Annotated in this window: 14 protein-coding genes; 5 read left to right on the top strand and 9 right to left on the bottom strand. The window is 64.1% G+C overall.

Annotation, left to right across the window (positions count from 1 at the left end):
- Positions 1-104 precede the first annotated feature (104 nt).
- On the top strand, positions 105-353 hold the full coding sequence (locus BQ7471_RS11455) for a hypothetical protein (RefSeq protein ID WP_205408222.1): 249 nt from the start codon (positions 105-107) through the stop codon (positions 351-353).
- 127 nt (positions 354-480) lie between these two features.
- A complete protein-coding gene (locus BQ7471_RS00290) occupies positions 481-1,425 on the top strand; it encodes a LysR family transcriptional regulator (RefSeq protein WP_076463339.1) in 945 nt (314 codons plus the stop codon).
- On the opposite strand, the gene BQ7471_RS00295 is transcribed toward BQ7471_RS00290, so the two are convergent.
- From BQ7471_RS00295 to clpS, 4 genes are read right to left on the bottom strand one after another with little or no spacing between them, the layout of a single operon-like run.
- A complete protein-coding gene (locus BQ7471_RS00295; protein WP_076463341.1) occupies positions 1,406-2,206 on the bottom strand; it encodes an MBL fold metallo-hydrolase in 801 nt (266 codons plus the stop codon). The two genes, BQ7471_RS00290 and BQ7471_RS00295, sit on opposite strands and share 20 nt — an antisense overlap.
- The gene (gene murI, locus BQ7471_RS00300; protein WP_076463342.1) at positions 2,206-3,039 is read right to left on the bottom strand and encodes a glutamate racemase; all 834 of its coding nucleotides are present in this window, start codon (positions 3,037-3,039) and stop codon (positions 2,206-2,208) included. The genes BQ7471_RS00295 and murI overlap by 1 nt, the downstream gene beginning before the upstream one ends.
- 24 nt (positions 3,040-3,063) lie before the next feature.
- Positions 3,064-3,624, bottom strand: a complete 561-nt coding sequence (locus BQ7471_RS00305; protein ID WP_076463344.1) for a DUF2017 family protein — start codon at positions 3,622-3,624, stop codon at positions 3,064-3,066.
- Complete coding sequence (gene clpS, locus BQ7471_RS00310) at positions 3,621-3,908, bottom strand: ATP-dependent Clp protease adapter ClpS (protein ID WP_076463345.1); 288 nt, start codon at positions 3,906-3,908, stop codon at positions 3,621-3,623. Before clpS ends, BQ7471_RS00305 begins: the two co-directional genes overlap by 4 nt.
- Before the next feature lie 82 nt (positions 3,909-3,990).
- Here clpS and BQ7471_RS00315 point away from each other — a divergent pair, with 82 nt between their 5' ends.
- On the top strand, positions 3,991-5,331 hold the full coding sequence (locus BQ7471_RS00315) for a nicotinate phosphoribosyltransferase (RefSeq protein ID WP_076463347.1): 1,341 nt from the start codon (positions 3,991-3,993) through the stop codon (positions 5,329-5,331).
- Between the two features lie 5 nt (positions 5,332-5,336).
- Here the strand turns inward: BQ7471_RS00315 and BQ7471_RS00320 are convergent, their stop codons facing one another.
- The 4 genes from BQ7471_RS00320 to BQ7471_RS00335 form a co-directional block, all read right to left on the bottom strand.
- The gene (locus BQ7471_RS00320; protein WP_083663155.1) at positions 5,337-7,142 is read right to left on the bottom strand and encodes a DEAD/DEAH box helicase; all 1,806 of its coding nucleotides are present in this window, start codon (positions 7,140-7,142) and stop codon (positions 5,337-5,339) included.
- A complete protein-coding gene (locus tag BQ7471_RS00325; RefSeq protein ID WP_076463574.1) occupies positions 7,139-7,480 on the bottom strand; it encodes a DUF3039 domain-containing protein in 342 nt (113 codons plus the stop codon). The genes BQ7471_RS00320 and BQ7471_RS00325 overlap by 4 nt, the downstream gene beginning before the upstream one ends.
- A 114-nt stretch (positions 7,481-7,594) precedes the next feature.
- Positions 7,595-7,879, bottom strand: coding sequence for an HU family DNA-binding protein (locus tag BQ7471_RS00330; RefSeq protein ID WP_076463349.1), 285 nt, complete (start codon positions 7,877-7,879; stop codon positions 7,595-7,597).
- Between the two features lie 584 nt (positions 7,880-8,463).
- Entirely contained in the window at positions 8,464-9,450 is a 987-nt protein-coding gene (locus tag BQ7471_RS00335) for a bile acid:sodium symporter family protein (RefSeq protein ID WP_076463350.1), read from the bottom strand.
- A gap of 204 nt (positions 9,451-9,654) precedes the next feature.
- Here BQ7471_RS00335 and BQ7471_RS00340 point away from each other — a divergent pair, with 204 nt between their 5' ends.
- On the top strand, positions 9,655-10,458 hold the full coding sequence (locus BQ7471_RS00340; RefSeq protein ID WP_205408223.1) for a YwiC-like family protein: 804 nt from the start codon (positions 9,655-9,657) through the stop codon (positions 10,456-10,458).
- 40 nt (positions 10,459-10,498) lie between these two features.
- Here the strand turns inward: BQ7471_RS00340 and BQ7471_RS00345 are convergent, their stop codons facing one another.
- Positions 10,499-11,464, bottom strand: a complete 966-nt coding sequence (locus BQ7471_RS00345) for an SLAC1 anion channel family protein (protein WP_076463351.1) — start codon at positions 11,462-11,464, stop codon at positions 10,499-10,501.
- 253 nt (positions 11,465-11,717) lie between these two features.
- Between BQ7471_RS00345 and BQ7471_RS00350 the strand changes: the two genes are divergently transcribed.
- Positions 11,718-12,461, top strand: a complete 744-nt coding sequence (locus BQ7471_RS00350) for a protein-ADP-ribose hydrolase (protein WP_076463352.1) — start codon at positions 11,718-11,720, stop codon at positions 12,459-12,461.
- Positions 12,462-13,689 lie beyond the last annotated feature (1,228 nt).

A 13,689-nucleotide genomic window follows, 5' to 3' on the forward strand; every position in this document is an offset into this window, starting at 1 on the left:
ATCCTCACGACGTATCACCGTTAACACGTCACTCGCCGCCCTCCACAGCGACTAGGAATAGTCCTAGCATTTCGAACGCCGACGGGAAGGAGAATATGGGCGGGATGTGTGACCGGCACGAGGATCGAGCAGCACGACGCAGTCCGTCGGGACGCGGCGGACACCCGGGGCGCACCAACACGCCGCTCATCGACATGAGCGGCTCGGATGCCTCGTTGTCAGCGGGCGACGAGGGCCCCGTAAATGGAGCGGTCCATGCAGAATTGGAGCTCGTTGCGCTGCTGTCTGCGGTATCGGGTGACGGACCTGCGGATTCGGACGAAGAGAGCGTGGACAAGGGCAAACATGACTGACTCCGTTCTGTGTTGATGACAAGCGCCTTTGCTCGTTTCAACACTTCTATTATGCCCGTCACACACATGCAGCACAATTGAACTACCCTATAGTCACACTTCATTATTTCTACAATCGGGGGCGGCGGTGCATATCGATCCGAGGCGTCTCGCCTACCTCCTCGCAGTCCACCGCCAGGGCGGCATCGTCGCCGCAGCCGATGTCCTCGCACTCACCCCGTCGGCCGTGTCCCAGCAGATCCGACGCCTCGAAGAAGAAGTCGGCCTCGACCTCGTCGATCGCTCACCGACAGGGGCCGCGCTCACGCCCGCCGGACGCATTCTCGTCGCCGGAGCGGAGCGCATCGAGAACGATCTCAACGACATCGCCCGCAGTCTGCGCCCCATCGCCGGGCAGATCACCGGGATCGTTGGCATCGGCGCGTTCCACACCGTCATCCGCACCGTCCTCCTCCCCCTCATCGGCGAGCTCGAACGCGATCTGCCGGGCATTGAAGTCCATCTCGACGAGACCGACGAGCCGCACGGCATGGGGGCCCTTCGCGCGGGACGCATCGACCTGCTCATGTTGGAGCGCGACACGACGCCGGAGCCCGCGCCCCGCGGCTTCACCGACACTCCCTTCATCGACGAACCATGGGTCCTCGTCAGTCCCGAGGGCGCCCCGCGAGTCGGCTCCGAACGCGACCTCGCCGATGTCGCATGGCTGCGAGTCCACCCCGACACGATCGGCTCCCACACCCTCGCACGGATCGTCGCCACCCTCCCCCACCCCCAATGGGTGCCCTACTCGTACGTCAACTACGAGGCCGCCCACGCCCTCGTACGCGCGGGCAAAGGGTCGACGATCCTGCCGGCAATGGCGGTACGGGGTATCTCCCTCGACGGCATGCGCATCACCCACCTGCCCGGGCTGGGCTTCAGGCGGATACTCGTACGCTACCGCACCGGCGAGGAGGACTCGTCCACTGCGACGGGGCAGATCCTCGCCGCACTATTCCAATGGGTCGCCGACCACCACGGGGAATGGCCCGCAGCCGAGCAATCCGCGCTTACTCGCCCTCGACGATGAAGACGCGATCGGCGTCGGCGAAATCAAGGGGACCCGACCAGTGGGTCCTCAACTCCTCTTCGACGATGCCCCTGTCCGTCCACGGCTGAATGTGAGTAGCAACGACGCGCCCCGCTTGCGCCTGCGCTGCGAGGCGGCCCGCGCGCACCCCGTCCATGTGAATGCCCCGAGTCGTATCGGCACGGGTGAAGCCGACCTCGGTCAGCAGGAGGTCCACGCCCCGGGCGCCCTCGCGGATCGTCGAGATCTCGTCGGTGTCGCCGGTGAAGAACATGGACGCCATCCCCTCCTCTTCGCCGGGCCCCTCGACTCTGACGCCGTATGCCTCGACCGTGTGCCAGCCCGCTGCGGGGGTGAGGCTCAGCGGACCGATCATAAAGGATTGTTCGGCACTGAGGGTGAAGAATGAGAACTCGCGGCAGTACTGTTCATCGGGCGCAGCGCCGTCGATCTGACGGATCCGCTCGGCGGTGTCGGCGGGGCCTGCGACGAGCAGCGGCGGCAGGTCGGATGCGGGGCCCCACCGGCGGTGGACCTGGAGGGAGACGACGTCGCCCATATGGTCCGCGTGGCAGTGGGAGAAGATCACGGCATCGAGGTCGCGCGGGTCGATATGGCGCCACAGTGCGCCGAAGGAGCCCGGCCCCAATTCGAGGACGACATTCCACATCCGCTCCAGCCCCGTCTGCGGGTCGACGCCCGGCGCTTGGATGAGGTAGCAGGACGCGGGGGATGCGGGCCCCGACATGGAGCCCGTGCATCCGATGATGGTGAGGCGCATCAGGCTCCTATTCCGGATTCGAGAGTGACTTCGCGGACACGGACCACCTCGGGGCCGAGGAACCGCCTGGCGAGTGCGGGGAAGGCATCACCGGTTCCGGTGGTGAGGAACTCGTGGGCTGGCTCCTCCCCCTTCCCCCACGGCCCGTGGAGGAGTTCCCGGTCGGTGAGCTCGTTGTAGGCGACATTCGCCGTCGCTTCGGAGGAGGTGACGAGGGCGACCCCGTCCCCCATGACGCGGCCGATGACGCCGGTGAGCAGCGGGTAGTGCGTGCACCCGAGGATGACAGTATCGACGTCGGCAGCCTTGAGGGGCTCAAGGTATTCGCGCGCAACGACTTCAAGCTCCAGGCCCGTCGTCACACCCCGCTCCACGAAGTCGACGAACAGCGGGCACGCCTGCTGGATGACGGCGAGCCCGGGAACGGCTGCGAGCGCCCCCGCATACGCCTCGGAGTGGATCGTCGCATTCGTCCCGATGACGCCGATTCGACCGTTGCGCGTCGAGGTGACCGCCTGTCGGGCCGCAGGGGTGATGACCTCGATGACGGGGATGTGGGCGTCGATCCAGTAGCGTTCGCGGGCGTCTGACAGGGCCGCAGCGGTCGCGGTGTTGCATGCGATGACGATCGCCTTGACTCCCCGGGATGCGAGTTCGTCGAGGCATTCGAGGGTGTAGCGGCGCACCTCGGCGATGGGGCGGGGCCCGTAGGGCGTGTGCGCGGTGTCCCCCAGATACAGGATCTGTTCATCGGGCAGTTTGTCGATGACCGCGCGCGCGACAGTCAGGCCGCCCAGGCCAGAGTCGAAGATGCCGATCGGCGCGTTGTCCATACCAGGACACTAGTTCGACCCGGCTCAAGAATTCAGGGTCGAGATCAGTGAATCCTGCCACCAGGTGATAATCATGTAGATCGCCGCAGCGCTCTGCTCGTGTGTTCCAACAGGCGCTTGTCCTGCGAGTTCCTCGATTCTCACCACGTCCTCATCGGTCTGGAGGCTCAGTTCGCCCGCCAATCCGAGACGAATATCATTGAGCGCACCGAGCCACTCCCACACCTCGTCCTCGCTGATCGCAATTTCGCCGAGGTCCAGGTGCTCGCACTTCTCCAGCATCAACTGGGCCCTGCGCAGTCGTGAGGACTTCTCCGCACGCAGGAAGTCCTCCGTCATCGCGCGCAGGCTCGACGCATCGTCGGGGTCGAGGCTCATCGGGGGGAGCAGATGCTCAAGTGCCCTCTCTTCGGGGATGTCGCGCCGCGTCTCCAATCCCGTCGTCGCACTGACGACGGAGGACAATTCGGCGGGCTCGTCGAGGACGACGAGGATCTCACGGACGAGTTGGATGAACAGCGTCGTGTGGGGCGCTGTCAGCCGTGCCCGGTACGCCCCATCCTCGTAGACGAACGGTCCGATCATTCAACGGGCTCCAGAGTCGCGTGGAGGCCGTACCCGTGCAGGGCGACGACGTCGGCTTCGACGCGCTCACGCGGCCCCGACGAGACGACGGCCCTGCCGACCGTGTGCACCTGCATCATCAGCGATTCGGCCTGTTCATGCGAATACCCGAAGTGGCGCATGAAAACCCTGGTCACGTAGTCCATGAGGTTCACCGGGTCGTCCCACACCACGGTGCGCCACAGCGGGTGGCGCGCATGAAGCGCCTCCGCAACGGTGTCCGGACTGGTCGAAGCGCACGACATGAGAACCAGACTAAGCAAGGAGTTCCCGATTCGTCGGGTTTTCGCGCACACAGAATCGACCGATTGCGACTAGGTTAGAGATATGCCTTCCTCAGTCTCCACGTCACTGCTGACGGACATGTACGAACTCACGATGTTCGACGCCGCCCTCAAAGCCGGAACCGCATTCAGGTCCTCGACCTTCGAAGTCTTCGGACGCAGGCTGCCCGCCACCCGCCGATTCGGCGTCGTCGCGGGAATCGGCCGCATCCTCGAGGCGATGGAGCGCTTCGAGTTCGAGCCCGAGCAGATCGACTGGCTGCACGCGAACGCGATCGTCTCCGATGACGCCCTCGACTACCTCAAGGACTTCCGCTTCTCCGGCGACATCATCGGCTACGCGGAGGGCGAGTGCTATTTCCCCGGTTCCCCGCTCCTGACCGTCGTCGGCACCTTCGCCGAATGCACGATGCTGGAGACGCTGCTGTTGTCGATCCTCAACCACGACTGCGCCATCGCATCGGCGGCATCGCGCATGACGATCGCCGCTCACGGCCGCCCCTGCATGGACATGGGCGCCAGGCGCGGACACGAGCGCGCCGCAGTGTCCGCCGCTCGTGCCTCCATTATCGGTGGTTTTGCGGGAACTTCGGACTTGGAGGCCGCCAAGCGCTACTCGATCCGCGCGATCGGCACCGCCGCACACTCCTTCACGCTCCTGCACGACTCCGAACGCGAGGCTTTCGACGCGCAGGTTGCTCTGCTCGGCCCGTCGACGACGCTGCTCGTCGACACCTACGACGTCGAACGGGGAGTCATCAACGCGGTTGAGGCGGCACGCGCCGCCGGTGGCGAACTCGGTGCGGTCCGCCTCGATTCGGGCGACTTGGTCGCCTCGGCGTTCAAGGTCCGCGGTCAGCTCGACGCCCTCGGAGCAACGAGCACGAAGATCACCGTGACCAACGACCTCGACGAATACGCGATCGCTGCCCTCGGCGCCGCCCCCATCGATTCCTATGGCGTGGGCACGAAACTCGTCACGGGCTCCGGCGTTCCCACTGCCGCCCTCGTCTACAAACTCGTCGAGCGTGAGGGCCCGGACGGCACTCGCCTCAGGGTTGCGAAGAAGTCGGAGTCGAAGTCCACAGTCGGCGGGCGCAAGTACGCCGGACGCCTCCTCGACGAAGACGGTTACGCATCGGAAGAGGTCCTCGTCGTCGCGGACGGCGCCGAGCAGGCCCTCGCCCGCCTCGACGAGCTCGGCGCGCGCCGCCTGCAGATCCCGCTCATCAAGGGCGGCGCCATCAACTCCGAGCTGTGGGGCCCCGATGCCCTCGAACAGGCTCAGGCGCGCCACATCCGCTCCCGCAATGAGCTCCCCTACCAGGCGTGGCGCCTGTCCGAGGGCGAGGCGGCGATCCCGACGCGCTACATCACTCTCTGAGCCGCTCAGCCCCTGCCGACGAACCACTGGCGCAGCAGGGCGATCCGCGCTTCGATCTGTTCGGTCGTGGCCTGCGCGATCTCCGGGCCACCGCATCGGCTCCGCAGTTGAGAGTGGATGACGGCGTGCGTGTCTCCGGAGCGGCGCGACCACGCCGACACGAGATGCTGGAGTTCCTTGCGCTTTGCCGCGCGCACACGGTGGTCCGATACCCCGGAGTTCGCCTCGCGCTGGCGGGCGGCCGCCCTCGTCTTCTTCTGTGCGGCGATCTGCTCGGCCTGGCGTGCACGCAGCAGGGTCGTCAACTGTTCGGCATCGAGCAGCCCGGGGATCCCCAGGTACTCCTGTTCCTCCTCGGAGCCGACCTCGGCGCCCTGCCCCCAGGCGGCGCCGTCAAAGAGGACGGAGTCGAATTCCGCGTCCGCGCCGAGCACTTCGAATCGGCCGGTCAGCTCGGATGACGCTTTCTCTTCACGATTGGCCGCCGCGACGAGGGCGTCCTCGGGGTTCCACAGACCATCCCCTCCCTTGTCGGGGCGGTCGAGGGCGTGGTCCCGATCGACTTCCATCTGCCCGGCGAGGTCGAGCAGGGGCGTGACGGAGGGGATGAAAACGGTGGCGGTCTCACCGCGACGCCGGGCGCGCACGAAGCGGCCGACCGCCTGGGCGAAGAACAGGAATGTTGCCACATTCGTCGCGTAGACGCCGACTGCGAGTCGGGGCACGTCAACGCCCTCGGAGACCATTCGCACCGCGACCATCCACTTGTCGGTGGACTCGCGGAAGGCGTCAATGCGATCGGAGGCGTCGGCGTCGTCGGATAAGACGATCGTCGGCCGCTGTCCCGTGATCATCCTCAGGTGGCGGGCGTAAGCGCGGGCATTCTCCTGATCGGAAGCGATGACCAGGCCGCCCGCATCGGGGATGAGGCGGCGCACCTCCTCAAGACGCTGGTCGGCGGCCCGCAGAACAGCGGGGATCCACTCCCCTCTCGGGTCGAGGGCGGTTCGCCAGGCCTGCTTGATGAGATCCTTCGTCAGGGGCTCTCCCAAGCGGGCCGACACCTCATCGCCGGCGCTGGTGCGCCACGCCATCGTCCCCGAATAGGACATGAACAGGACAGGGCGGACGACGAGGTCGCGCAACGCATCCCCGTAGCCGTAGGTGTAGTCCGCCTTCGATCGGCGCACCCCCGTAGCGTCTTCTTCATAGCGGACGAAGGGGATCGGGGACGTGTCGGAGCGGAAAGGAGTCCCGGTGAGTGCGAGGCGCCGAGTCGCGTCGGCGAATGCCTCCTGGACGCCGTCGCCCCAGGATAGGGCGTCGCCGGCATGATGGATCTCGTCGAGGATGACGAACGTCGAATAGGCGCGGGTACGTGCGGCATGCACCGGAGGATTGGCAGCCACCTGCGCATAGGTGACGGCGACGCCGTCGTAGTGCGAACCCGCTCGGCCCTGGGAATTGGTGAAGGCGGGATCGATGTAGATGCCGACGCGCGCCGCCGCATCCGCCCACTGCCCCTTGAGGTGTTCAGTCGGGCAGACGACCGTCACCTTCTCGACGACGCCCTTGCCGATGAGTTCGACCGCGATCCTCAGCGCGAATGTCGTCTTACCCGCGCCCGGCGTCGCCACGGCGAGGAAATCCTGCGGCTGACGGTCGAGGTAGAGCTCGAGTGCACGGGCCTGCCAGGCGCGCAGCGATCCCGCCGTTCCGCGGCGCGCATGAGCGGGGAACGCCGGGGGAAGGGATCGGGCTGCTGAGAGGGAGGCGCGGGACGGATGGCGTCGTTCCTGCGCTGCGCTCAATTGTCGGAGCCTCCCGAACCACCGGAGAAGGGCCAGTTGCGCCCGTTCTTGCCCATGGAGTCTCGCAGGGCCTTGCACGTGGGGCACACGGGGTATTTCGACGCGTCTCGCGAGGGGATCCACACTTTGCCGCACAGGGCGACGACGGGCTGTCCCGTGATCATCGATGAGTCCGCTTTGTCCTTGCGCACGAAGTGGGCGAAGCGGTCGCCGTCTCCCGGTGACTTCTCCTGCTCGACCTCGGTGCGTTCGAGTAGCCCGGTCGACGATTGAGTCGAGGGGCCTACGGGGCCCTGTGGGGCTTCCGGACCAGTGGGTTCATCGAGGGCGTCACGCATGGGCCCCATTGTAGGGCCAGCCGCCACATTGGACATCCCCACAGGTGAAGTCCCCGAATACGCGTGTGGGGCGCAGCCTCATGGCTGCGCCCCACACGGAGTTTCAGCAAAGCGTCACTTGTTGGAGACAGCCTTCTTCAGCGTGGAGCCCGCCGAAAGCTTGACACCGAAGCCCGCGGGGATCTGAATCTCCTCGCGGGTACGGGGGTTACGGCCGGTGCGAGCGGCGCGCTCGACGCGCTCAACGGAGAACAGGCCGGTCACCTTGACGGCCTCTCCCTTGGCAAGGGACTCGACGAGAACATCCTGGAAAGCGCCGAGGGCGGCATCCGCCTCGACCTTGGTCAGACCTGCGCGCTCGGCGATCTGAGCAACGAGCTCAGTGCGATTCACTGACATGTAGGAACCTCTTCCTAGTAGAACTTGGTAGCTACCACTGTGGTGGTCACTGGGGAATACAGTACGGAATGAAACCCCTGATTGTCAGTTTTGGCGCGGTATTTCAGCAATTTGTCACGGATTTCCCGCTATCTGGATACTCTTAGGGCAACTTCAGAGCGTCCTCGCGCCACCAAAGTGTGACTTGTGCGACGAATTGTGCCGCCGTGTGACGCTGCGGCATTGACCACCGGATTGCGTGCGGGGCGCTTGCGGACGCGTCGCCATGCCCCTCGCAGATGTCAATCCGATCCGCACGACATGGGGGCGCAAATTCGACCAAGTGGATTGATCCACCGCTCGCATGCCAGGAGTGGTCGGCCAGTGGCCGACCACTCCTGACATATCCCATCAACACAGTGCGAGTTCTTCCGAAGGCGTCTCCTTGAAACAGATCGTCGGCTTGTGCGTGCCCCGGATGGGCCCGTAGCCGTATTCCTTTGTCGTGGTACCCACTGTAGGAAGCGATGCTGGAGGAACCGTTGAGGGTCCCTATGAATTCTCTGTGGATGTGGTGCGCCCCCGCTGGGCGGCCGCCCGGGGGCTTAGGCGCCGATAGAACGACGCTGGAAGAAGGCCGCGAGCACAGAACCCGACACATTGTGCCAGACGGAGAAGACCGCACCCGGCAACGCCGCCTCTGGTGTGAAGTACTGCGCGGCGAGCCCGGCGGCGAGGCCCGAGTTCTGCATCCCGACCTCGATCGCGACGGTCCGCGAGGCGCGTTCGCCGATGCGCGTCACCCTGCCCATCGTGTAGCCGAAGGCGAGGCCGAGAGCATTGTGGACGATGACGACGGCGAGGATGAGCAGACCTGCGGCAAGGATGCGGGATGCAGAGGCGCCGACGAGGCCGAGCACCGCGTAGGAGATCCCAATGACGGAGATCCATGGCAGCGCAGGCATGACCGCGTCGACGAAGCGCGGGATGAAGCGCCTGGCAACGAGCCCGAGGACGATCGGGATGACGACGATCATGATGATGGACTTCGCCATGGCGCCCGCATCGACCGGCATGTACTGGTCCGCCAGCCACTTCGTCAGCAATGGGGTCGCCAGCGGAGACAGGAGCGTGGATACGGAGGTCATGGCCACTGACAATGCGACATCCCCCTTGGCGAGGTAGGCGACGACATTGGACGCCGTTCCGCCGGGTGCACATCCGACGAGGATGACGCCGACTGCGAGGGCCGGATCAAGTCCGAAGGCTGTGGACACTCCCAGAGCTGCGACGGGCATGATGATGTACTGTGCGGCGACCCCGACGATGACCGGGAACGGCCTGCGCACAATGACGGCGAAGTCCGGAAGTGTGAGAGTGAGCCCCATGCCGAACATGATGATCATGAGGGCGTAGTTGACGCCCGAGACGAGAGGGGCTGCGAAACTCGGGAACAGGAGTCCCAGAACGAGGGCGCCGAGGATGATGAGGGGGAACACGGTGACGGCGATCCTGGCCGAGCGGTCCTCACACGAGGCGGCCCCGGATACCGGCGTCGATGGGAGCGTTGATTCACGAACGTGATCTGTCATACCTCCATCCTCGGCTATTTCACTGCGGGAGTCCCGTTTCAGTGATGAGAATCCCCTTCCGCGCTTGTAGGCCGATCCCGCGGTACATTGAGGCACACCTTTACCTTATACAGTCATCCTATGGATGCTCAGCCCGATCTAAGACATTCCTCTGCCCTCTCGTCGCCGGATCGCGAGGGTGCTCGTTCGGCCACGATGCGACGAGTGCGGGCGCGGCGCGCTCGCACTCTTGCGCGCCTCGGGTGGCTGCCCGATCAGCACGGAGCATGGCCGATGGCCCTCATCCCCCTCGTACTCGGTATCCTCGATGCCGGTTGGACGGGGATGCACGTGCTGCTCGTCGGGGCGTGGATATGTGCCTTCGCCTGGTTCAACGCCTTCGAGACCTGGAGGAGGACCACTGTTCGGCGGCGCCGTGGCATCGTCCCGGCACTGGTCGTCTGGTCGGGGGGAACCGCCGCGTTCAGCGTTCCGCTGCTGTGGTCGAGGCCGTCTGCACTCATGTGGGCCCCGCTGTTCCTCCCCCTCGTCCTCGTCGCCCTGTGGAAGATCTGGCGCAGATACGAGAGGGCGATCCTCACTCGCATCACATCGATCTGCGCCTCGTCTCTCATGACTCCCGTCGCCTCGTGGTACGCCCTCGATCCGGCGAGCGGCATCGCCGATGTGCAGCTCATTCACGCATGGATCACCGGCGCTCTCGTCTGCCTCTACTTCACGGGAACTGTCCCCTTCGTCCGCTCGCTCATCCGGGGGCGCGGCGACGCGAGATGGATGTGGACAGCATTCGTCTGGCACATCATCGGTGCCGCCGCTGTTGCGGTGGCGGTTGCCCGGGGAAGCGTCTCTTGGACGCTCGCCCTCGTATGGGTCGGCCTCATCGCGCGCACACTCGCCATGCCTGCCTGGCAACGGCACCGAGTCCGACCTCTCCCCCCACTCATCATCGGTTTGAGCGAAATGGCGTGGTGCGCACTCGTCGCCCTCGCCCTCGTCTGGCCTGCGTGAATGCGTACCGCTCGGCACCGACTCACCCTGCGCGAGCCTGTTACTCGGCTTCAAAGATGCGGCCCTTGACCGTCAGAATGATGACGCCGACGAGGATGATCGGTATGGCGATGGTCGCCACCGCGAGGGCCACGAGGGCGAGCCACTGATAGACGGCTCCGGGCAGGGCCTCGGCCATCACGAGGGAGGCGACGGCGAGGGCTGCGACGGGGAAGGTGTAGGCAAGAGAGGGCAATGCGAAGGGGATTGTGAGCAGTTTCTTCATCTGGAACCCGATGAGCAGGGCGAACATCCAGGCGATGGCGAAGAGGATCCGACTGAGGGCGTCGTCGGATTCGTGTCCCAGGCGCGACCACGCGACCAGGGCGACGGAGGGCGGGGCGACCATGATCGCGTAGGTCGGCAGGAGTTTCACGGGAATCCCCTTGTCGTGCATGAGCAGGCGTTCAATGATGAGGGTGAGGAAGACGCCCCAGAAGACGACTCCGACACCGAATGAGAACCACGCGAGGTCTATGTCTCCGACCCGGTGCGCCGCCAGGGGTGTGACGACATTGCCGACGACGGGGATCAGCCACGCGGGCGTGATGTCCGTACTCGTGATGTCGGAGCGCATCGACCATGCGGTGAGGACGAGTGCCGTGACGAGGAGGTGTCCAATGGCTCCCGCCCACCACATGACCCGGGCGATGCCGGGGGCGGCATCGGCTCCCGCGGTGGCCAGAACGATCGTTGAGATTGTGATCGTGGGGACGAAAGGCATGCGCATCTTGTGTGAGAGTTCGGCTCGCGCCGCTGCGGGGTGCAGCGCCCACTTCGCGCCATAGGCGCCGAGGACGACGACGTACAGGGAGGCGGCGAGGGCTAGGATGACGAGGGAGGGCCATAGGGGCAGCTCCCACAGGTGCGCGGCGCGCTTCCACGCCAGGGACAGGGCACCCACCCCCATGACTGAGGCGAATACCGTCACGGGCATGTGGGTGAGCGACCGTTGCGATGTCGACATTAGAAGCTCCTCTCAACGCATTCGGACGCAGATCCGTGCCGCGCATGTGGTGGTAGGGATCCGACGAGCTGCGCATCGGGGTGCTCGGTCCGAGGGATCGGCAACACCCTCAGCGTATACCCCTAGGGGTATTAATGTACTCGTCGCGCCATGACTCGTCCACAGCAACGCCCCGGCTCGACACACTCGTGCCTGAGGGCCGTTCATCGGGGCGGGCAGGCGCATAGACTGGCGAGCAGCGAAGGGAGAAGCCATGACTGACCCGCGCATCCACGCCCTTGTCGAGGGGCTCATTGACGAGTCGGAGGAGCTGCGCTCATTGGCGGACGGGTACTCGGATGAGCGCCTCGCACTGCGCGCCCTCATGAACATCCGTCCCCCCGCTCCGATCAGCGCCGACTGGTTGGCACTTCAAGACGAGGTTCTGTCCGAGGAGAACGCGGCGCGCACCGTTCGCCTGCCGAAGACGCAGCGGGTCGTCCTGTGGCAAGGCGATATCACGCACCTCGCAGTCGACGGCATCGTCAATGCGGCGAACTCTGGAATGCTCGGCTGTTTCGGGCCGCTGCACTACTGCGTCGACAATGCGATCCACTCCGCTGCGGGCCTCCAATTGCGCGCCGAATGCAACGAGATCATGCAGGGCGGGAGCCTTGCGACCGGGGATGTGCGCGTCACCTCGGCCTGGAATCTGCCCGCGCACCATGTCATCCACGCCGTCGGACCGATCGTGTCCGGGAGGCTGACCGCCGAACACGACGAACTGCTCGCCCGCGCGTATCGCAACGTGCTCAATGCCGCCCGCGACCACGAGATGACATCGGTGGCCCTATGCTGCATATCGACCGGCACCTTCGGGTTCCCCGTGCTTAAGGCCGCACAAATCGCCGTTCGTGAGGTCCGCGACTTCACCGAGCGGAACGACTCGGTCAAACAGATCATCTTCTGCGTCTACAACGACTCCGACCGGAGGATCTACGAGGAACTGTTGTCTTGAAGAGACATGACAGTGCAGGCACATTAAATCAACCACGCCACAGGTTCTGATCCCCCCGCCATCCGTCATGCGCCTTTATCTCGGGTCTGCCCTCGGAGCACCCCGATGCGATGACGAGCCGATCGTCACACAGGTGTACGTTCTCGACGGAGTATTCGGCATCGCGTCGCAGGTCTCGATGTTCCTGAAGTCGACGCGACGACATACGTCGACTTATGGCGAAGCTGATATCGTTGAGCCCGAAATGATTCTTGCCCGCTAGTCACACACCTTCATCCCAGTATTCAGATGCTCTTCTTTATCCAATCGTCTAGGAATTTCAACTGCTCCCGGGTATGGAACCAATGATCACCGCCAGGCATGATCGTTAGCTCCGCGTTCGTCATACGCGAGAACGAAGTCACGGTATCTAAGCTGGTCACGTGATCATTCTCCGCATAAAGAATACTGGTAGGAACATCCTAGACAATTGGATTTTCCTTGACGAACACGAGGTAAGACCATGATAACTGCTCATTGAATGCCGTTCTTATTTCACCCTTCGCCCAAAGTTCATCCTCTCCCACGCCCACTCGCCTCATCATTGTAAGAATCAGCTTCTCCATATTCACAATCGGCGAGACGAACATCGCTTTTTCAATCGGCACTTCAGATAACGAAACCAAAGAAAAGTATGCACCAATACTATTAGCGATTATCGATAATCTATCGTATCGGGAATTCAGAGAACTGAAATATTCTGAAAACTCATTCTTCGCATCCCATGGATACTCGGATTTGTAATCAAATCCTATATGTCACTCATCTGATCAATGGTCCCCATGATGCTTCTCCCCCTTCGTCGACCAGAATCTCCGACGCGCCTTCATCGCGCGGATAGCAACTACTCGGCACACAGCTTGATCTGACAGTATCGGCAAACACGGGCTGGGAGCAGTCGGTCGACCCGCACAATTGCACACAGTCTTCCGCATGCACACCCTTCGCACCCATTGCACATCCACAGGTCACAGGCGCACGTACCGGGTGACTAATTGAGGTTTCCACAGACTGTGTGCAGTTGCGCGAGGCATTCTCCTGGCACGCGGATCCGTGCAGCCGACGAGCGCTCCACAACACCCTATGAAGCCCAGGGAGTACGTGTCGAACTCGTTCCGACTCGCGACCATGTATTGCTCGTTCAAGGGAATGCTCTCGAGTCCACCATCCACTCTGGTCGACGTCAGGA

The organism is Actinomyces mediterranea, assembly GCF_900155595.1.
Taxonomy (GTDB): domain Bacteria; phylum Actinomycetota; class Actinomycetes; order Actinomycetales; family Actinomycetaceae; genus Pauljensenia; species Pauljensenia mediterranea.

Bases quoted from the DNA above. Each gene is read 5' to 3' on its own strand.
- BQ7471_RS11455 (WP_205408222.1), top strand. From the start codon at position 105: ATGTGTGACCGGCACGAGGATCGAGCAGCACGACGCAGTCCGTCGGGA.
- BQ7471_RS00295 (WP_076463341.1), bottom strand. From the start codon at position 2,206: ATGCGCCTCACCATCATCGGATGCACGGGCTCCATGTCGGGGCCCGCA.
- murI (WP_076463342.1), bottom strand. From the start codon at position 3,039: ATGGACAACGCGCCGATCGGCATCTTCGACTCTGGCCTGGGCGGCCTG.
- BQ7471_RS00305 (WP_076463344.1), bottom strand. From the start codon at position 3,624: ATGATCGGACCGTTCGTCTACGAGGATGGGGCGTACCGGGCACGGCTG.
- clpS (WP_076463345.1), bottom strand. From the start codon at position 3,908: ATGTCGTGCGCTTCGACCAGTCCGGACACCGTTGCGGAGGCGCTTCAT.
- BQ7471_RS00315 (WP_076463347.1), top strand. From the start codon at position 3,991: ATGCCTTCCTCAGTCTCCACGTCACTGCTGACGGACATGTACGAACTC.
- BQ7471_RS00325 (WP_076463574.1), bottom strand. From the start codon at position 7,480: ATGCGTGACGCCCTCGATGAACCCACTGGTCCGGAAGCCCCACAGGGC.
- BQ7471_RS00330 (WP_076463349.1), bottom strand. From the start codon at position 7,879: ATGTCAGTGAATCGCACTGAGCTCGTTGCTCAGATCGCCGAGCGCGCA.
- BQ7471_RS00335 (WP_076463350.1), bottom strand. From the start codon at position 9,450: ATGACAGATCACGTTCGTGAATCAACGCTCCCATCGACGCCGGTATCC.
- BQ7471_RS00345 (WP_076463351.1), bottom strand. From the start codon at position 11,464: ATGTCGACATCGCAACGGTCGCTCACCCACATGCCCGTGACGGTATTC.
- BQ7471_RS00350 (WP_076463352.1), top strand. From the start codon at position 11,718: ATGACTGACCCGCGCATCCACGCCCTTGTCGAGGGGCTCATTGACGAG.